At 65.4% G+C, this 19,328-nt stretch carries 16 protein-coding genes; all 16 read left to right on the top strand.

The window, feature by feature from the left end; translation table 11 throughout:
• The first annotated feature begins 132 nt into the window (after positions 1-132).
• A complete protein-coding gene (locus B597_RS33225) occupies positions 133-1,281 on the top strand; it encodes an MlaE family ABC transporter permease (protein WP_043289884.1) in 1,149 nt (382 codons plus the stop codon).
• The gene (locus tag B597_RS33220) at positions 1,281-2,063 is read left to right on the top strand and encodes an ABC transporter ATP-binding protein (protein ID WP_024161913.1); all 783 of its coding nucleotides are present in this window, start codon (positions 1,281-1,283) and stop codon (positions 2,061-2,063) included. Before B597_RS33225 ends, B597_RS33220 begins: the two co-directional genes overlap by 1 nt.
• A gap of 1 nt (position 2,064) precedes the next feature.
• Positions 2,065-3,003, top strand: a complete 939-nt coding sequence (locus B597_RS33215; RefSeq protein WP_003291925.1) for an MlaD family protein — start codon at positions 2,065-2,067, stop codon at positions 3,001-3,003.
• Entirely contained in the window at positions 3,000-3,623 is a 624-nt protein-coding gene (locus tag B597_RS33210; RefSeq protein WP_003291924.1) for an ABC-type transport auxiliary lipoprotein family protein, read from the top strand. The genes B597_RS33215 and B597_RS33210 overlap by 4 nt, the downstream gene beginning before the upstream one ends.
• A 116-nt stretch (positions 3,624-3,739) precedes the next feature.
• Complete coding sequence (locus B597_RS33205; protein ID WP_003291923.1) at positions 3,740-4,816, top strand: HlyD family secretion protein; 1,077 nt, start codon at positions 3,740-3,742, stop codon at positions 4,814-4,816.
• A complete protein-coding gene (rbbA, locus tag B597_RS33200; RefSeq protein ID WP_003291922.1) occupies positions 4,813-7,557 on the top strand; it encodes a ribosome-associated ATPase/putative transporter RbbA in 2,745 nt (914 codons plus the stop codon). The genes B597_RS33205 and rbbA overlap by 4 nt, the downstream gene beginning before the upstream one ends.
• A 1-nt stretch (position 7,558) precedes the next feature.
• Complete coding sequence (locus B597_RS33195; protein ID WP_003291921.1) at positions 7,559-8,686, top strand: ABC transporter permease; 1,128 nt, start codon at positions 7,559-7,561, stop codon at positions 8,684-8,686.
• Positions 8,687-8,856: 170 nt separating this feature from the next.
• Positions 8,857-9,927: a dTDP-glucose 4,6-dehydratase gene (gene rfbB, locus B597_RS33190; RefSeq protein WP_003291920.1), complete on the top strand. Its 1,071-nt coding sequence runs from the start codon at positions 8,857-8,859 to the stop codon at positions 9,925-9,927.
• Entirely contained in the window at positions 9,924-10,796 is an 873-nt protein-coding gene (rfbA, locus tag B597_RS33185; RefSeq protein WP_003291919.1) for a glucose-1-phosphate thymidylyltransferase RfbA, read from the top strand. The genes rfbB and rfbA overlap by 4 nt, the downstream gene beginning before the upstream one ends.
• Positions 10,793-11,338, top strand: a complete 546-nt coding sequence (gene rfbC / locus B597_RS33180; protein ID WP_003291918.1) for a dTDP-4-dehydrorhamnose 3,5-epimerase — start codon at positions 10,793-10,795, stop codon at positions 11,336-11,338. Before rfbA ends, rfbC begins: the two co-directional genes overlap by 4 nt.
• Positions 11,335-12,249, top strand: a complete 915-nt coding sequence (gene rfbD / locus B597_RS33175; protein ID WP_003291917.1) for a dTDP-4-dehydrorhamnose reductase — start codon at positions 11,335-11,337, stop codon at positions 12,247-12,249. The genes rfbC and rfbD overlap by 4 nt, the downstream gene beginning before the upstream one ends.
• Positions 12,250-12,386: 137 nt before the next feature.
• On the top strand, positions 12,387-14,195 hold the full coding sequence (locus tag B597_RS33170) for a sensor histidine kinase (protein ID WP_003291916.1): 1,809 nt from the start codon (positions 12,387-12,389) through the stop codon (positions 14,193-14,195).
• The gene (locus B597_RS33165; RefSeq protein ID WP_003291915.1) at positions 14,192-15,583 is read left to right on the top strand and encodes a sigma-54-dependent transcriptional regulator; all 1,392 of its coding nucleotides are present in this window, start codon (positions 14,192-14,194) and stop codon (positions 15,581-15,583) included. The genes B597_RS33170 and B597_RS33165 overlap by 4 nt, the downstream gene beginning before the upstream one ends.
• A gap of 569 nt (positions 15,584-16,152) precedes the next feature.
• A complete protein-coding gene (gene dctP / locus B597_RS33160) occupies positions 16,153-17,148 on the top strand; it encodes a C4-dicarboxylate TRAP substrate-binding protein DctP (protein ID WP_003291914.1) in 996 nt (331 codons plus the stop codon).
• Positions 17,149-17,416: 268 nt separating this feature from the next.
• Positions 17,417-18,043, top strand: a complete 627-nt coding sequence (locus B597_RS33155; RefSeq protein WP_003291913.1) for a TRAP transporter small permease — start codon at positions 17,417-17,419, stop codon at positions 18,041-18,043.
• A complete protein-coding gene (gene dctM, locus B597_RS33150) occupies positions 18,044-19,324 on the top strand; it encodes a C4-dicarboxylate TRAP transporter large permease protein DctM (RefSeq protein WP_003291912.1) in 1,281 nt (426 codons plus the stop codon).
• The last annotated feature ends 4 nt before the right edge of the window (positions 19,325-19,328 follow it).

The following is a 19,328-nucleotide window of genomic DNA, read 5'->3' as shown; positions in this document are numbered from 1 at the left end:
GGTCCATGGATAAGCAGCAGGCGCCTGCCCGCCGGTTGCCGACCTCGGGCGCGCGGTCCTGTCTAGCCGGGCACAGCCCTGCTAGCATCAATCCAGACTCCATCGCCCGACATAGGCACCCGTTTGCAGAAGATGAGCGCCACCACGTCCTCGTCTCCCGGTTCGATGACAATCGAACCGGGCGCTTCGCCGCTGCGGGCGCGCATCGTCGGTGACTGGACCCTCGCCCATTACGCGGCACTGCGGCGTGAAGTTCAGCGGCTCCGGGAGCGGATCGACGAACGCAGCCAGATCGAGCTGAGCGGGCTGGGTGCGCTGGATACGGCAGGCGCCGGCCTGCTGGTGGAGCTGCTGGGAGCCGAGCGAATCGCCGCCATCGAAGGCTGGGCGCCACAGTTGCCGGCCGAACGCCTGGCCCTGCTGCGCACCGTCGCCACCGCCCTGGATCAACAGGATGCCGCCGAGCCGCCGCGCGGCTATGCCTTCGGCGATGTGCTGGCGCATATCGGCCGCACCGTCGCGGCACTGTGGCAGCAGCAGCGCGCGCTGCTCGGCTTTATCGGCCTGACCCTGCAGACGCTGCTGCTGACCTTGCCCCGGCCGCGGCGCTGGCGGCTGACCTCGCTGGCAGTGCATATCGAGCAGACCGGGCTGAACGCGGTGCCGATCGTCGCGCTGCTGACCTTTCTGGTCGGTGCGGTGGTGGCCTTCCTTGGCGCCACGGTGCTCGCCGACTTCGGCGCGACCATCTACACCGTCAACCTGGTGGGCTTTTCCTTCCTGCGCGAATTCGGCGTGCTGCTGGCGGCGATCCTGCTCGCCGGACGCAGCGCCAGCGCCTTCGCCGCGCAGATCGGCTCGATGAAGTCCAACGAGGAGATCGACGCGATCCGCACCCTTGGCCTGAGCCCGGTCGAACTGCTGGTGCTGCCGCGGGTGCTGGCGATGCTGATCACGCTGCCGATCCTGACCTTCGTCGGCATGCTCAGCGGCATCGCCGGCGGGCTGGTGGTGTGCGTGCTGGCGCTGGACATCTCACCGACCATGTTCTTCACCATCATGGCGCGTGACATCGCCGTCAGCCATTTCCTCGTCGGGCTGGGCAAGGCCCCGGTGTTCGCCTTCGTCATCGCGGTGATCGGCTGCCTGGAAGGCTTCAAGGTCAGCGGCAGCGCACAGTCGGTGGGCGAGCACACCACCTCCAGCGTGGTACAGGCGATCTTCATGGTGATCCTGCTGGACGCCATCGCCGCGCTGTTCTTCATGGAGATGGGCTGGTGATGAGCGAAGAGGCACTGATCCAGGTCCGCGGGCTGGTCAACCGCTTCGGCAGCCAGACCGTGCACGACGGCCTCGATCTGGATATCCGCCGCGGCGAGATCCTCGGCGTGGTGGGCGGCTCGGGGACCGGCAAATCGGTGCTGCTGCGCAGCATCGTCGGCCTGCGCCGGCCCAACGCCGGCAGCATCAGCGTGTTCGGCGAGAACCTGCTGGAACTGTCAGCCGAGCGCCGCTCGCAGGTGGAGCGCCGCTTCGGCGTGCTGTTCCAGCGGGGCGCGTTGTTCACTTCGCTGAACCTGCAGGAGAACGTCGCGTTGCCGCTGATCGAACACGCCGGGCTCGAGCGCCGCGACGCCGAGCACCTGGCGCGGCTCAAGCTGGCGCTCGCCGGCCTGCCGGCGGACGCCGCCTGCAAGTACCCCGACGAGCTGTCCGGCGGCATGGTCAAGCGCGCCGCCCTGGCCCGCGCGCTGGCGCTCGACCCGGAAGTGCTGTTCCTCGACGAGCCCACCGCCGGCCTCGATCCCATCGGCGCGGCGGCCTTCGACCAGTTGATCCTGACCCTGCGCGATGCGCTGGGGCTCAGCGTGTTCCTGGTGACCCACGATCTGGATACGCTCTACACCATCTGCGACCGGGTCGCCGTGCTGTCGCGCAAGCGCGTGCTGGTGGCCGATCGCCTGGCGGTGGTGCAGGCCACCGACGACGCCTGGATCCGCGACTACTTCCACGGCCCACGCGGCCGGGCGGCGCAACAGGCTGCCGACTTGCAGGAGAACTGACATGGAAACCCGCGCCCACCACATACTGATCGGCCTGTTCACCGTGCTCGCCGTCGGCGGCGCCCTGCTGTTCGCCCTCTGGCTGGGCAAGTCGAGCATGGATCGCGAGTACAGCTACTACGAAATCAGCTTCAACCGCGCGGTCAGCGGGCTGTCCAATGGCAGCTCGGTGGAGTACAGCGGCATCAAGGTCGGCGACGTCGAGCAGCTCTGGCTGGAGCCGGACGATCCGCGCAAGGTGCGGGCGCGCATCCGCGTGTATGCCGGCACGCCGATCAAGCAGGACACCCGCGCGCGCCTGGCGCTGGCCAACATCACCGGCAGCATGATCATCCAGCTGCACAGCGGCACACCGCAGAGCCCGCCGCTGGAGGGCAAGCGCGGCGAGCCGCCGCTGATCATCGCCGATCCGTCGCCGCTGAGCGCGCTGCTGGAGAACGGCGAGGATCTGATGACCAATATCAACAACCTGCTGCGCAGCGCCAACCTGATGCTCTCCGAGGACAACGCCGGACGCATCGGCCGCACCCTGGCCAATCTCGAGCAAGCCACCAGCGTGCTGGCCGAGCAGCGCGGCGATCTCAGCGAAGCGCTGACCCAGCTCGCGCAGCTGGGTCAGCAGACCAATACCGCTCTGGAGGAAATCACCCGACTGACACGCAATGCCAACGGCCTGATCGACGACGAAGGCCGCCAGCTGCTGGGCAGTGCTGGCGAGTCAATGGCCGCGCTGGAGCGCACCACCGCGCGGCTGGACGACCTGCTCGCGAGCAACCAGGGCGCGCTGAACAATGGCCTGCAGGGTTTCAGCGATCTGGGCCCGGCGATCAACGAGTTGCGCGGCACCCTCGGGGCCCTGCGCCGCGTCACTCAGCGCCTCGAAGACAACCCGAGCGGCTTCCTGCTCGGTCGCGAGAAGATCCAGGAGTTCACCCCATGAGCCGCCTTGCACTGATCCGTCCCCTGGTCCTCGCGGCGCTGCTCGGCACGCTCTGCGCCTGTACCCTGCTGCCCGAAGCCGAGCCGATCCGGGTCTATCTGCTGCCGACCGCCGAGGCGCCGGCCGATCAGCAGGGAGAGCGGCTGCAGCAGGCGCTGCGCATCCACACCCCGCATGCCAGCCGCATCCTTGCCGGGCCGCGTATCGCCGTGGTGCCGGACGGCAACCAGATCAGCAGCTACCAGGGTGCACGCTGGAGCGATGCGGCACCGACCCTGCTGCGCGACCGGCTGGTCGAGCAGTTCCGCCAGAGCGGACCGGTTGCGGTGAGCAACGAGGACAGCAACCTGTTCGCCGAACTGGAGCTGTTCAGCGAGCTGCGCGCGTTCCAGAGCGAGTATGTCGACGGCAAACCGCAGGTACGGATTCGCCTGGACGCACAGCTGGTCTCGGCCACCGATCAGCACATCCTCGCCAGTCGTCGCTTCGAGATCCTTCAGCCGAGTGACAGCCCGCAGCTGGAGAAGGTGATCGATGCCTTCGGCCTGGCCGGCGATGCGCTGAGTCGACAGCTGCAGCGCTGGATGCTGGATGTGGCAAAACGCCAGTCCAGGCAGTGAATCGCGCCGAAATGGCTGGATAAAAGCTTAAAAGCCGGTTTTATTGATTCAGGCTAAACGCAACCTTCACGGCTATCGCCTAGCATGCGTACCACCGTGTCAGCCAAGGAACGTTCATGAAAGCGCCAGCCCAGAAAACGCTTCGCCGGGTCCTGATAGCGCTCGTCGCGCTGGCGGTCATTGGCCTGCTGGTCTGGTCGGAACTGCGCACGGACGGGCTGGGCGAGGGCTTCGCCAGCGGCAACGGCCGAATCGAGGCTACCGAGATCGACGTGGCGACCAAGCTAGGCGGGCGCATCCGCGAGATCAGCGTCGACGAAGGCGACTTCGTCCAGCCCGGCCAGGTCATCGCGCGCATGGACACCGAAGTGCTGGAGGCCCAGCTCAACCAGGCCCGCGCCCAGGTACGCCAGGCGGAGAACGCCATCCTCACCGCCCAGGCCCTGGTTACCCAGCGCGAGAGCGAGAAGGCCACCGCCGAGGCCGTGGTGCTTCAGCGCCGCGCCGAACTGACCGCCGCGCAGAAGCGCCATCAGCGCACCGCGACACTGGTCGGCCGCAACGCCATGCCGCGCCAGCAGCTGGACGACGATCTCGCCGCCATGCAGAGCGCCCAGGCCGCGCTGGCCGCCTCGCGCGCCCAGGTGTTGTCCGCCGGTGCCGGTATCGCGGCGGCCAGGTCCCAGGTGATCGAGGCGCAGTCGGCGCTGGAGGCGGCACAGGCCAGCGTCGTGCGACTTCAGGCGGACATCACTGATAGCGAGCTGAAGACCGATCGCGTGGCCCGCGTGCAATACCGTGTGGCGCAGCCGGGTGAGGTGCTCGGCGCCGGTGGCAAGCTGCTCAATCTGGTCGACCTGGCCGACGTCTACATGACCTTCTTCCTGCCCGAGCGCCAGGCCGGCCGTGTCGCCATGGGTTCGGAGGCGCGCCTGGTGATCGACGCCGCACCGCAGTACGTGATTCCCGCCAAGGTCACCTATGTCGCCAGCGTCGCGCAATTCACGCCAAAGACGGTGGAAACCGAGAGCGAGCGCGAGAAGCTGATGTTCCGGGTCAAGGCGCGGATCGATCCCGAGCTGCTGAGAAAGCACATGGAACAGGTCAAGACCGGCCTGCCGGGCGTCGCCTACCTCAAGCTGGACGCCGACGCTGAATGGCCGGCGCACCTGCAGATCAACGTTGGCTCATGAGTCAGTCGCTGGTGCCGGTGGCGCAGGTGGACGGGGTCAGCCTGCAGTACGGCGAGAGCCGTGCGCTGGACGAGCTCAACCTGAGCCTGCCGGCGCGCTGCATGGTCGGCCTGATCGGTCCGGACGGCGTCGGCAAGTCCAGCCTGCTGGCGTTGATCGCCGGCGCCCGCAAGCTGCAGCAGGGCCGCGTGCAGGTACTCGGCGGTGACATGGGCGACGCCGGCCACCGCCGCGCGGTCTGCCCCCGCATCGCCTACATGCCGCAGGGCCTGGGCAAGAACCTGTATCCCACACTGACGGTATTCGAGAACCTGGAATTCTTCGGCCGGCTGTTCGGCCAGGCTGCCGCAGAGCGTCACCGGCGCATTGCCGAACTCACCCGCAGCACAGGGCTGGCGCCCTTCGTCGAGCGCCCGGCAGGCAAGCTTTCCGGCGGCATGAAACAGAAACTCGGCCTGTGCTGTGCACTGATTCACGACCCCGACCTGCTGATCCTCGACGAGCCGACCACCGGCGTCGATCCGCTGTCACGCGCGCAGTTCTGGGAGCTGATCGAGCGCATCCGTGCCGAGCGGCCGCAGATGAGCGTGTTGGTGGCCACCGCCTACATGGACGAGGCACAGCGCTTCGAGCATCTGGTGGCGATGGATGCCGGCCGCGTGCTGGCCACCGGCACGCCGGCCGAGCTGCTGGCGCGTACCGGCAGTGATTCGCTGGAGCAGGCCTTCATCCGCCTGTTGCCGGAAGCCAGGCGCAGCCAGCATCACGAACTGGTCATCCCGCCGCAACCGCCGAGCGACAGCATCGCCATCGAGGCCCACGGCCTGACCATGCGCTTCGGCGATTTCGTCGCGGTGGACCGGGTGAACTTTCGCATCGCCCGCGGCGAGATCTTCGGCTTTCTCGGCTCCAACGGCTGCGGCAAGACCACCACCATGAAGATGCTCACCGGCCTGCTGCCAGCCAGCGAGGGCGAGGCGCTGCTGTTCGGCAAGCCGGTGGACCCGCACGACATGCAGACCCGCCAGCGGGTCGGCTACATGTCCCAGGCCTTCTCGCTGTACAGCGAGCTGAGCGTGCGGCAGAACCTGGAGCTGCATGCGCGGCTGTTCCACCTGCCAGCCGAACGCCGCGAGCCGCGTGTGCGCGAAATGCTCGAACGCTTCGGCCTTGCCGGCGAGGCCGGGAGCCTGCCCGGCAACCTGCCGCTGGGCGTGCGCCAGCGCCTGTCGCTGGCGGTCGCGGTGATCCACAACCCGGAAATTCTGATCCTCGACGAGCCCACTTCCGGCGTCGATCCGGTGGCCCGCGACGGCTTCTGGCAGTTACTGGTGCAGCTGTCGCGCAAAGACGGCGTGACCATCTTCATCTCCACCCACTTCATGAACGAGGCACTGCGCTGCGACCGCATCTCGCTGATGCATGCCGGACGGGTGCTCGACAGCGACACGCCGCAGGCGCTGATGGCCAAGCGCGGGCTGCCGACGCTGGAAGCGACCTTCATCGCCTATCTGGAGGAGGCCGCCGCGGCGAATACCGCCGAGCAGCCGGCAGCGGCGACACCGACCGCCGCGCGCGGCCCAGGCGTAGGGTCCGGCGACAGCCCCCGTCAGGCGCGCTTCAGCCTGCGCCGCCTGCTCAGCTACACGCGCCGCGAGGCCATGGAGCTGCGTCGCGATCCGATCCGCGCGACGCTGGCCATGCTCGGCAGCGTCATCCTCATGTTCATCATGGGTTACGGGGTCAGCTTCGATGTGGAAAACCTGACCTACGCCGTACTCGACCGCGACCAGACCACCACCAGCCAGCACTACCTGCTGAACATGGCCGGCTCGCGCTACTTCATCGAGAAGGCGCCGCTGGCCAACCATGCCGAGCTGGACCAGCGCATGCGCAGCAACGACATCAGTCTGGCAGTGGAGATTCCGCCGAACTTCGGCCGCGATCTCAAGCGCGGTGCGGTGCCCCAGGTAGCATTCTGGATCGATGGCGCCATGCCGATGCGCGCCGACACCATCAAGGGCTACGTGCAGGGCATCCACCTGAGTTACCTGCAGCAGCTGGCCCGCGAGGCCGGCGTCGACGGGCAGGTGTCCCCCGCCGACGTGGCCATCCGCTACCGCTACAACCCCGACGTACAGAGCCTGCCGGCGATGGCGCCGGCGATGATCCCGCTACTGTTGATGATGATCCCGGCGATGCTCACCGCCCTCGGCGTGGTGCGTGAGAAGGAGCTGGGCTCGATCATCAACTTCTACGTCACCCCGACCACCCGCCTGGAATTCCTCCTCGGCAAGCAACTGCCCTACATCGCGCTGGGCATGTTCAACTTCGCCACCCTGGCGCTGCTGGCGGTGTTCGTCTTCGGCATCCCGATCAAGGGCAGCATCCTTACCCTCTGCCTCGGCGCGTTGCTCTACGTGGCCTGCGCCACCGGCCTGGGCCTGTTGATGTCGTCGATTCTCAACAGCCAGATCGCGGCAATCTTCGGCACCACCATCGTCACCCTGCTACCGGCCATCCAGTTTTCCGGGCTGATCCACCCGGTCACGGCGATGGAGGGCGCCGGCGCGTTCATCGGCAAGCTCTACCCGACCAGCCACTTCCTGATCATCAGCCGCGGGGTGTTTTCCAAGGCCCTGGGACTGGCGGAGCTGTACCCATATTTCATCCCCATGCTGCTGGCGATTCCGCTGCTGACCCTGCTCAGCATCGCCGGCCTGCGCAAGCAGGAGAAGTGACATGGGCAACGCGCGGCGCAAGCTCGGCAACATCTTCCAGCTCGGCCTCAAGGAGTTGCGCAGCCTCTATCGTGATCCGGCGATGCTGGTGCTGATCGTCTATTCCTTCACCGTGGCGATCTACGAAGGCGCCACGGCCGTGCCCGAGGCACCGCACCGCGCCAGCATCGCGGTGGTCGACGAGGATCGCTCGCAGGCCTCGCTGCGCATCATCAACGCCTTCCAGCTGCCCTACTTCATCGAGCCGAAAGCCATCACGCACGAAGAGATGGACAGCGGCATGGACGATGGGCTCTACACCTTCACCCTGAACATCCCGCCGCGCTTCCAGGAAAACCTGCTCGCCGACCGCCAGCCGAGCATCCAGCTCAATGTCGATGCCACCCAGGTCAGCCAGGCCTTCACCGGCGCCGGCCATATCCAGCAGATCATCGCCAGCGAGACCGCCGAGTTCGTCCGCCGCTACCGCGCCGAAGACGCCTTGCCCGTCGAGGCGGTAGTCCGCACGGCGTTCAACCCCAACCTGAGCCGCGCCTGGTTCGGCGCGGTGAACGAGGTGATCAACCAGATCACCATGCTGGCGATCATCCTCACCGGCGCGGCGCTGATCCGCGAACGCGAGCACGGCACCATCGAGCACCTCCTGGTGATGCCGGTGACGCCATTTGAGATCATGGTCGGCAAGGTCTGGGCCATGGGCCTGGTGGTGCTGGCCGCGGCGGCCTTCGCCCTGCGCTTCGTCGTCGAGGGCTGGCTCGACATCCCGATCCAGGGCTCGCTGTGGCTGTTCGCCGGCGGAGCCGCGCTGCACCTGTTCGCCGCCACCTCAATGGGCATTTTCTTCGGTACGGTGGCGCGCTCCATGCCACAGCTGGGCCTGCTGGTGATTCTCACACTGATTCCGTTACAAATTCTTTCCGGCGGCGTGACCCCGCGCGAAAGCATGCCCGTGCTGGTGCAGAACATCATGCTGGTGGCGCCTACCACGCACTTCGTCGAACTGGCCCAGGCGATCCTGTTCCGCAGCGCCGGCCCGGCGATCGTCTGGCCGCAACTGCTGGCGCTGGCGGTGATCGGAACCGTGTTCTTTCTCGGCGCGCTGTCGCGACTGCGCACGTCCCTGCGCTAGAAACTGGCCGCAACGCCGGCTCCCTGGTATTAAACCGATGACCTATGCTTGCCCGCCAAGCCAGTCGCTCATCCACCACCGCGCGGGAATTTTTGTATCACTGCCCGGTCTATCGTGCCGACATGCTAAGAGCCTGATGCTCGACAGCGCGCCAAGGAAGCCCAATCACTATGCGCATTCTCGTTACCGGCGGTGCCGGATTCATCGGCTCCGCACTGATCCGCCACCTCATTCTCGATACCGAGCACAGCGTGCTCAACCTGGACAAGCTGACCTATGCCGGCAACCTGGAGTCGCTGGCAGCCGTGGAAGACAACCCACGCTATCAGTTCCTCCAGGCCGACATCGCCGATCGTGAGCGGGTCAGCGAGGCGCTGCTCGACTTCCAGCCGGACGCCATCATGCATCTGGCGGCCGAATCCCACGTGGACCGCTCGATCGACGGCCCGGCCGAATTCATCCAGACCAACATCGTCGGCACCTACCAGCTGCTGGAAGCGACGCGCGCGTACTGGCAGAGCCTGCCGGCCGAGCGCCGCGAGGCGTTCCGCTTCCATCACATCTCCACCGACGAGGTGTATGGCGACCTGCATGGCGTCGACGATCTGTTCACCGAAACCACGCCCTACGCGCCCAGCTCGCCCTATTCGGCGAGCAAGGCCTCCTCGGATCATCTGGTTCGCGCCTGGCAGCGTACCTACGGCCTGCCGGTACTCATCACCAACTGCTCGAACAACTACGGCCCGTATCACTTCCCCGAGAAGCTGATCCCGCTGGTGATCCTCAATGCCCTGGATGGCAAGCCGCTGCCGGTGTACGGCGACGGCTCGCAAATCCGCGATTGGCTGTTCGTCGAGGATCACGCCCGCGCGCTGTTCAAGGTGGTCAGCGAAGGTGAGGTCGGCGAGACCTACAACATCGGCGGCCACAACGAGCAGAAGAACATCGAGGTGGTGCGCGGTATCTGCGCGCTGCTGCAAGAGCTGGCACCGAGCAAGCCCGCCGGCCTGGCGCGCTATGAAGACCTGATCACCTTCGTCAAGGACCGCCCCGGCCACGACCTGCGCTACGCCATCGACGCCAGCAAGATCGAGCGCGAACTCGGCTGGGTGCCGCAGGAAACCTTCGAAACCGGCCTGCGCAAGACCGTGCAGTGGTATCTGAACAACCTCGAATGGTGCCGTCGCGTCCAGAATGGCAGCTATCAACGCGAGCGCCTGGGCGCACTGGAGAACGCATGAAAGGAATCATCCTCGCCGGAGGCTCCGGCACACGTCTGCACCCCATCACCCTTGGCGTATCCAAGCAGTTGCTGCCGATCTACGACAAGCCGATGGCCTACTACCCGATATCGGTGCTGATGCTCGCCGGCATCCGCGACATTCTGGTCATTTCCACCCCACAGGATCTGCCCCAGTACAAGAATCTGCTGGGTGATGGCAGCCAGATCGGGGTGACTTTCAGCTATGCCGAACAGCCGTCGCCGGACGGTCTGGCCCAGGCCTTCCTGATCGGTGAGGAATTCATCGGCGACGATTCAGTGTGCCTGATCCTCGGCGACAACATCTTCCACGGCCAGCACTTCACCGAGAAGCTGCAGCGCGCCGCGGCCCAGCCAAGCGGTGCCACCGTGTTCGGCTACTGGGTCAAGGACCCGGAACGTTTCGGCGTGATCGACTTCGACGAGAACGGCAAGGCACTGTCCATCGAGGAAAAGCCGGCGAAGCCGAAGTCCAGCTACGCGGTGACCGGGCTGTATTTCTACGACAACGACGTGATCGAGATCGCCAAATCGATCAAGCCGTCGCCGCGCGGCGAGCTGGAGATCACCGACGTCAACATGGCCTACCTCAAGCGCGGCGACCTCAACGTCGAACGCTTCGGCCGCGGCTTCGCCTGGCTCGATACCGGCACCCACGACAGCCTGCTCGAGGCCTCGCAGTACGTGCAGACCATCGAGCACCGCCAGGGCCTGAAAGTCGCCTGCCTGGAAGAAATCGCCTACCAGAACAAGTGGATCGATCGCCAGCAGTTGCTGCGCCGCGCCGACGCCCTGGGCAAGACCGGCTATGGCCAGTACCTGTTCAAGCTTGCGGGTGAAGACGCATGAAGATCATCGAAACCGACATTCCCGACGTACTGATCATCGAACCCAAGGTCTTCGGCGACGAACGCGGTTTCTTCTACGAGAGCTTCAACGCGGCCGCCTTCGAAGCGGCCACGGGGCTCAAGCGCCAGTTCGTTCAGGACAATCATTCCAAGTCCCAGCGCGGCGTGCTGCGCGGGATGCACTACCAGATCCGGCAACCGCAAGGAAAGCTGGTGCGGGTCGTGGCCGGCGAGGTGTTCGACGTCGCCGTTGACCTGCGCAAGAGCTCGCCGAGCTTCGGCCGCTGGGTCGGCACTCGCCTGAATGCGCAGAACCAGCGCCAGCTGTGGATACCAGAAGGCTTTGCGCATGGCTTCTTGGTACTCAGCGAGAGCGCCGAATTTCTCTACAAGACCACCGACTACTACGCGCCGGAGCACGAGCGCAGCCTGCTCTGGAATGACCCGCAACTCGGCATCCAATGGCCGATCGACGAGCCACCCCAGCTGTCCGCGAAGGACCAGGCCGGCAAGCGCCTCAGCGAAGCGGAGCTGTTTCCATGAAGATTCTGATCACTGGCAGCACGGGCCAGCTCGCCCGCGAACTGCAGCTGGAACTGGCTGGTACAGGCACGTTGCTCGCCCTCGGGCACAACGCGCTGGATCTCGCCGTACCGGAGCGGATTCGGGAACAGGTAGGCCTGTTGCGGCCGGACCTGATCATCAACGCGGCGGCCTACACCGCCGTCGACCCGGCGGAAACCCACCGCGAGCAGGCCTTTGCGGTGAATGCGCGCGGGCCGCAGGTGCTTGCCGAAGAAGCGGCACGCCTGGGCGTGCCGCTGATCCACTACTCCACCGACTACGTGTTCGACGGGCGCAAGGCGGAGCCGTACAGCGAAGATGACCTGCCACAACCGCTGAGTGTCTATGGCGCCAGCAAGCTGGCCGGCGAACGGGCGATTCAGGCGGTCGGTGGCGAATACCTGATCCTGCGCACCAGCTGGGTCTACTCCGAGTACGGCAAGAACTTCCTGCTCACCATGCAGCGCCTGCTGCAGGAGCGTGATGCGCTGTCGGTGGTGAGCGACGAGGTCGGCGCGCCGACCTGGGCCGCCACCATCGCCCGGACCACAGCAGAGCTGATCCGCAAGCGCAGCGCCGGCCAGGGCGGCCCGAGCGGCCTGTACCACCTCACTGCCAGCGGCGAGACCTCCTGGTACGGCTTCGCCTGCAGCATCGCCGAGCGGCTGCAGCAACTGGGTCGCTTGCGTGCCGAGATCAAGCCGATCCTGTCCAGGGACTATCCGACCGCCGCGCAACGCCCGCTCAACTCTCGCCTGAACTGTTCCCGACTGCAGCATGACTGGGGCATCAGCCTGCCCGATTGGGAGACGGCGCTGCACGAGTGCCTCGCGCGCTCCCGCGCCTTCGATGCCGAGAATGCTCCCGAGCCCGTCGCAGTCGGCCGCTGAGCCGACCCGTGGCTGGTTGTGACACAAGGCCACAAGCGCCCAGCGCGTATTGCATCGGCCACGCCCGACTCGATCACAGACGCTGAACGCCGGCACGCTCTGCGTGCATAATGCGCCCGACACTCAGGCGCCCACGCATGACCGCACTGCTTTCTCCCCGCCGCCCTCGCTGGCGCAACCTCGCCCTGCTGGCCTTGCTGCTCGCGCCATTGCTCTGGCCGCTGCAACAGCTCGCCGAGCGTTACTACCGCAATGAGCTGACCGAACAGAACCGCCAGACCCTCGACCTGTACGTTGCCAACCTGCTCGGCACGCTGAGCCGCTACGAGGTCCTGCCGCGGATCCTTGGCGACCTGCCGGGGCTGCGCGCCGTACTGCAACAGGCTGAAGCGCCCGCCGTGCGCGACAACGCCAACCGCCTGCTCAAGCGCCTGCGCAATCAGACCGGTGCCGACGTGATCTATCTCATGGATACCAACGGCAATACCCTCGCAGCCTCCAACTGGGACGAGGAAGACAGCTTCGTCGACCGCAACTTTGCCTTCCGCCCCTACTTCCGGCAGGCGATGGAGGGTCGTCTCGGGCGCTTCTTCGGGCTGGGTACTACCTCAGGCAAGCGCGGCTACTACTTCGGCGCGGCGGTACGCGACGGTGAAAGGCTGATCGGCGTACTGGTAGTCAAGGTCGACCTGGACCACACCGAGACACTCTGGGGCAACACGCCCGAACAGTTGCTGGTGACCGACAACTTCGGCGTGGTGATCCTCACTTCGCGTCCGGATTGGCGCTTCCGCGCGACCCGCGGGCTAGGCGTCGACGAACGCGAGCAAATCGCCTCCGACCAGCCCTATCCGACCCTGGAACCCCGCGACCTGACCCTGGACATCGATGCCTGGCTGATCCAGAGCCGCGAGCTGAAGGAAACCGGCTGGACCGTGCGCATCCTGGCGCCGATCAGCCTGGTCGAGCGCCCGGTACGCACCGTAGTCGCCATCGGCGCGGCCACCCTGCTGGCCCTGCTGCTCTGGCTGGGCCTGCTGATGCAGCGCCGCCGTCACTTCATCGAACGCCTGGCGCTGGACAGCAGTGCCCGACAACGACTGGAACAGCGCGTGCAGGAGCGCACGCGCGATCTGGAGGCGCTGAACAGCCGGCTGAAAGTCGAAGTGCTGGAGCGCGAACAGGCCCAGCAGGAACTGGTGCGGGCCCAGGACGAACTGCTGCAGGCCGGCAAGCTGTCAGCCCTGGGCACCATGTCGGCGAGCATCAGTCACGAGCTCAACCAGCCGCTGGCCGCCATCCGCAGCTATGCCGACAACGCCGGGGTGCTGCTCGACCAGCAGCGCAATGACGAGGCCCGCGACAACCTGCGGCTGATCAGCGAACTCACCGCACGCATGGCCTCGATCATCGCGCATCTTCGCGCCTTCGCCCGCCGTGATCAGCACGCACCGGAGCGCGTCGCGCTGCAGCCGGCACTGGACGATGCCCTCGCCCTGCTCGCCAAGCGTCGCCAGGCCATGGGCGTGGAGCTGGTCCGCGACCTGCCGGACGCCACGCTCTGGGTGCAGGCAGGCGAGACGCGGCTGCGGCAGATTCTCGCCAACCTGCTGGCCAATGCCCTCGACGCCCTGAGCGAACGCCCGCAACCGCGGCGTATCTGGCTACGTGCCGAACAGGAAGGCGATGGCGTGCTGCTGAGCCTGCGCGACAATGGCCCGGGCTTCACGGCCGAAGCGCTGCAACGCGCACGCGAACCCTTCTTCACCACCAAGACCAGCGCCCAGGGCCTGGGCCTCGGCCTGGCAATCTGCGATACCCTCACCCGCGCCCTGGGCGGCGAGCTGCGCATGAGCAACCACTCCCAGGGCGGCGCCCAGCTGGGCCTGTTCCTGCGTAGTGCCGAGCCCGGGGTCGCCTTTCCCACCGAGGACCATTTCCAATGAGCAGCGACAACCTGATCAGCGCCCAGGCCCAGGTGGTGCTGATCGACGACGATCCGCACCTGCGCCAGGCATTGAGCCAGACCCTCGATCTGGCCGGTCTCAAGGTGATCAGCCTGGGTGATGCGCGCGACCTGGCTGCGCGCCTGCCGGCGGACTGGCAGGGCGTGGTGGTCAGTGACATTCGCATGCCCGGCATCGACGGCCTCGAATTGCTGCAGCAGCTGCGCACGCGCGACGGCGAGTTGCCGGTGCTCCTGATCACCGGTCACGGCGATGTTCAGCTGGCCGTGCAGGCCATGCGCGCCGGTGCCTACGACTTCCTGGAAAAGCCCTTCCCCAGCGAAGCGCTGCTGGACAGCGTGCGTCGCGCCCTGGCGCTGCGCCAGCTGGTACTGGACAACCGCTCGTTGCGCCTGGCCCTGGCCGATCGCCAGCAACTGTCCTCGCGCCTGCTTGGCCAGTCCCAGGCGATGCTGCGCCTGCGCGAGCAGATCGGCGCGTTGGCCGGAACCCAGGCCGACGTGCTGATCCTCGGCGAAACCGGCGCTGGCAAGGAAGTGGTCGCCCGCGCCCTGCACGACCTGTCGAACCGCCGAAGCGGCCCGTTCGTGGCAATCAATGCCGGGGCCCTGGCCGAATCGGTGGTCGAGAGCGAGCTGTTCGGGCACGAGCCCGGGGCCTTCACCGGTGCGCAGAAGCGGCGCATCGGCAAGTTCGAATTCGCCAATGGCGGCACCCTGTTTCTCGACGAGATCGAGAGCATGAGCCTTGACGTTCAGGTCAAGCTGCTGCGCATGCTGCAGGAGCGGGTCGTCGAACGGCTGGGCGGCAATCAGTCGATCGCGCTGGATATCCGCATCATCGCGGCGACCAAGGAAGACCTGCGCCTGGCGGCCGATCAGGGGCGCTTCCGGGCAGACCTTTACTACCGGCTGAACGTGGCGCCCCTGCGCATCCCGCCACTGCGCGAACGCAGCGAGGACATTCTGCTGCTGTTCCAGCATTTCGCCGAAAACGCTGCCAACCGCCACAGCCTGCCGATTCGCGACTTGCGCGCCGAACAGCGTGCGCAGCTGCTCAGGCACGCCTGGCCGGGCAACGTTCGCGAGCTGCAGAACACCGCGGAGCGCTTCGCTCTGGGGCTCGAGCTTGGCCTGGAGGACCCGGCCCATATTGCCGAAGGCACTGCGGCGGGCAGCGCGCTCAATGAACAAGTCGAGGCCTTCGAGCGCGCTCTGATCGCCGCCGAACTGGCGCGACCACATGGCTCGTTGCGCAGCGTCGCCGAGGCCCTGGGCCTGCCGCGCAAGACGTTGCACGACAAGCTGCGCAAACATGGCCTGGTCTTCAACGAAGCTGGCGGGACCTCGCCAGATGAGGGCGACTAGCTGGCGGTTTTCCGCCAGACAATGACAAGGCCGCCCCACGAAGCCGAGCTGCGCGCCGGTCGCAATCGGCGCCCTCACAGCAGAATCGCACGGGTCAGCGCTCATCAATCGCGAACCTTCGCCCTCATAAGCCGCATTCCAAGGCCTATGCGTTCGCCAAATACGAAGCCAGGCTTGTTCAAATATGAATTTCCCGCGGTCAGGAGCGCCGAGTAGAGTCAGCCGAAGCATGAATCACGCGAGCGATGAACAAACCGATCGATCGCACAGCAATTCACCATTTTCTGTCTATGCCGGCGGCACGCTGAAAAGATCGCAAACCTGCGAGCCAGAAGGGTCGGCTGAGAATCATTCGTCAGTATTTTGCCATCATGCGAGTAAACTTCCGTGTTACGCGTCGCGTCGCCTTGGGCAATTGGCACAAGGCTTGCTCTCGCTAACACGATGAACCGGCAAGGCGAGCCGTTGAGGGCGCGTACTCCCAATGACGCCTAGACTTGTCTTGCTGGTTACAGCCGAGCTTTTCGCTTCCATGCGGCAGCTCAATTCACAACAAGAGGAAAACAACAATGTTCAAACTGACTGCCAAGGCGCTGGCATGCGCCCTGTCGCTGAGCATCGCCGGTCTGGCCCAGGCGGCTGACCCGATCACCATCAAGTTCTCTCACGTGGTCGCCGAGAACACGCCGAAAGGCCAGGGCGCGCTGATGTTCAAGAAGCTGGTGGAAGAGCGTCTGGCCGGCAAGGTCGAGGTACAGGTCTACCCGAACTCCTCGCTGTTCGGTGACGGCAAGGAAATGGAAGCCCTGCTGCTCGGCGACGTTCAGCTGATCGCTCCGTCGCTGGCCAAGTTCGAACACTACTCCAAGGGCGTTCAGGTCTTCGACCTGCCGTTCCTGTTCGATGACATCGCCGCGGTCGACCGCTTCCAGAAAGGCGAAGCCGGCCAGAGCCTGCTGCGCTCCATGGAAGACATGAACATCACCGGCCTGGGCTACTGGCACAACGGCATGAAGCAGCTGTCGGCCAACAAGCCGCTGCGCGAGCCTAAGGATGCCCGTGGCCTGAAGTTCCGCGTACAGGCTTCCGCCGTGCTGGACGAGCAGTTCAAGGCCGTACGCGCCAACCCGCGCAAGATGAGCTTCGCCGAGGTTTACCAGGGTCTGCAGACCGGCGTGGTCAACGGTGCCGAGAACCCCTACTCGAACATCTACTCGCAGAAGATGCATGAAGTACAGAAGTACATCACCGAGTCCAACCACGGTCTGCTGGACTACATGGTGATCACCAACACCAAGTTCTGGAACGGTCTGCCGACTGACGTACGCGGCGAGCTGGAAAACATCCTGAACGAAGTGACCGTCGCGGTGAACAAGCAGGCTGACGAGCTGAACCAGGGCGACAAGCAGCGCATCCTCGACGCCGGCACCACCGAAATCATCGATCTGACTCCGGAGCAGCGCGAAATGTGGCGCGAAGCCATGAAGCCGGTCTGGAAGAAGTTCGAAAGCGACATCGGTGCTGACCTGATCAAGGCCGCCGAAGCTGCCAACCAGGCTCAATAAGCCCTTGCCGAGGGGCGGTCACACTCCGCCCCTTTGCTGTTCCACCCAGCGATATCCGACAGCTCAGTGAAAAAACAAAGCAGCTAGCGAAGACGAAGCCCGCACCAAGGGCAGACAGGCAAGGCCGAGGCGATCCCGGGCCGACCCGCTTCGATGGCGACAACAAGAGTTTTTCATTGCTCTGTCCCCCAGCCTGCCCCGGCTGGTTCACGGCGCACCTCCGTGCTGCCTTTCGTCACAACTGCAGTCCATTCGGGAGATGTCATCCATGAACGCCCTCTGGCGCGTCTGGGACCACTTCGAGGAAGGCTTCATCGCCTTTCTGCTGGCCGCCATGACCCTGGTGACCTTCGTCTACGTGATCCTCAACAACCTCTACACGCTGTTCTACGACCTGGGCGACCGGTTCGAGGGAAGCGCCGACTTCTGGTTCGCCATCGGTGATTTCATCATCGGCCTGGCCCAGTCCATGACCTGGAGCACCGCGCTGACCAAGGCGCTGTTCGCCTGGCTGATCTTCTCCGGCCTCGCCTATGGCGTGCGTACCGCCGGCCACATCGGTGTCGATGCGCTGGTCAAACTGGCGCCGCGCCACATCCAGCGCATCATCGGCATCATTGCCTGCCTGTTCTGCCTGGGCTATGCCGGCCTGTTGACCGTAGCCAGCTTCGAATGGATTCAGACGCTGTTCATCGCCAATATCGGTGCCGAGGACCTGGGCCACATCGGCATCAAGCAGTGGCATATCGGCATGATCGTGCCGCTCGGCTTCGCCATGGTGTTCATCCGTTTCGCCGAAATATTCGTACGCATCCTGCGTAACGAGCAGACCGGACTCGGCCTCGCCGATGAAGCGGCCGATGCGATCAAGCTCGGCGAAGAGGAGCCCAAGTAAATGACCATTCTGTTCCTGTTCGTTGCCCTCTTCGCGCTGATGTTCATCGGCGTGCCGGTGGCCGTCTCCCTCGGCCTGGCCGGTTCGCTGACCATCATGCTGTTCAGTCAGGACTCGGTGCGCTCGCTGGCGATCAAGCTGTTCGAGACCTCCGAGCATTACACCCTGCTGGCGATCCCGTTCTTCCTGCTGGCCGGTGCCTTCATGACCACCGGCGGCGTGGCCCGCCGTCTGATCGACTTCGCCAACGCCTGCGTCGGCCACATCCGTGGTGGCCTGGCGATTGGCGCGGTACTGGCGTGCATGCTGTTCGCCGCACTGTCCGGCTCGTCGCCGGCTACCGTGGCGGCAGTTGGCTCCATCGCCATCGCCGGCATGGTGCGCTCCGGCTACCCGCAGGCGTTCGGTGCCGGCATCGTCTGTAACGCCGGTACCCTGGGCATCCTGATCCCGCCGTCGGTGGTCATGGTGGTCTACGCCGCCGCGACCGAGACCTCGGTGGGCAAGCTGTTCATGGCCGGTGTCGTGCCTGGCATCCTGCTGGGCCTGGCGCTGATGGTGGCGATCTACATCATTGCGGTGAAAAAGAACCTGCCGGCACTGCCGCGCGCCACCTTCCGCGAATGGCTGTCGTCCGCACGCAAGGCGATCTGGGGTCTGCTGCTGATGGTGATCATCCTCGGCGGCATCTACTCCGGGATGTTCACCCCAACCGAAGCGGCAGCCGTCGCAGCGGTGTATTCGGCCTTCGTTGCCCTGTTCGTCTACAAGGACCTGACCTGGCGTGAATGCCCGAAGGTGCTGCTGGAGTCCGGCAAGCTGAGCATCATGCTGATGTTCATCATCGCCAACGCCATGCTCTTCGCTCATGTGCTGACCACCGAGCAGATCCCACAGGCCATCACCGCCTGGGTGATCGAAGCGGGCCTGCAGCCGTGGATGTTCCTGCTGGTGGTGAACATCGTGCTGCTGGTGGCCGGTGCCTTCATGGAGCCGTCGGCGATCATCCTGATCCTGGCGCCGATCCTGTTCCCGATCGCCATCCAGCTGGGCATCGACCCGATCCACCTGGGCATCATCATGGTGGTGAACATGGAGATCGGATTGATAACGCCGCCGGTGGGGTTGAACCTGTTCGTCGCCTCGGCGGTGACGGGCATGCCGGTGACCCAGGTAATCCGCGCAGTCCTGCCATGGCTGGCGTTGATGCTGAGCTTCCTGGTGGTGATCACCTACGTGCCGTCGATTTCCCTGGCACTGCCGAACTTGCTGGGCATGTAGCCCA

Source organism: Stutzerimonas stutzeri KOS6, assembly GCF_000307775.2.
Taxonomy (GTDB): Bacteria; Pseudomonadota; Gammaproteobacteria; order Pseudomonadales; family Pseudomonadaceae; genus Stutzerimonas; species Stutzerimonas stutzeri_B.
This window is presented reverse-complemented; position numbering and strand designations above follow the sequence as displayed.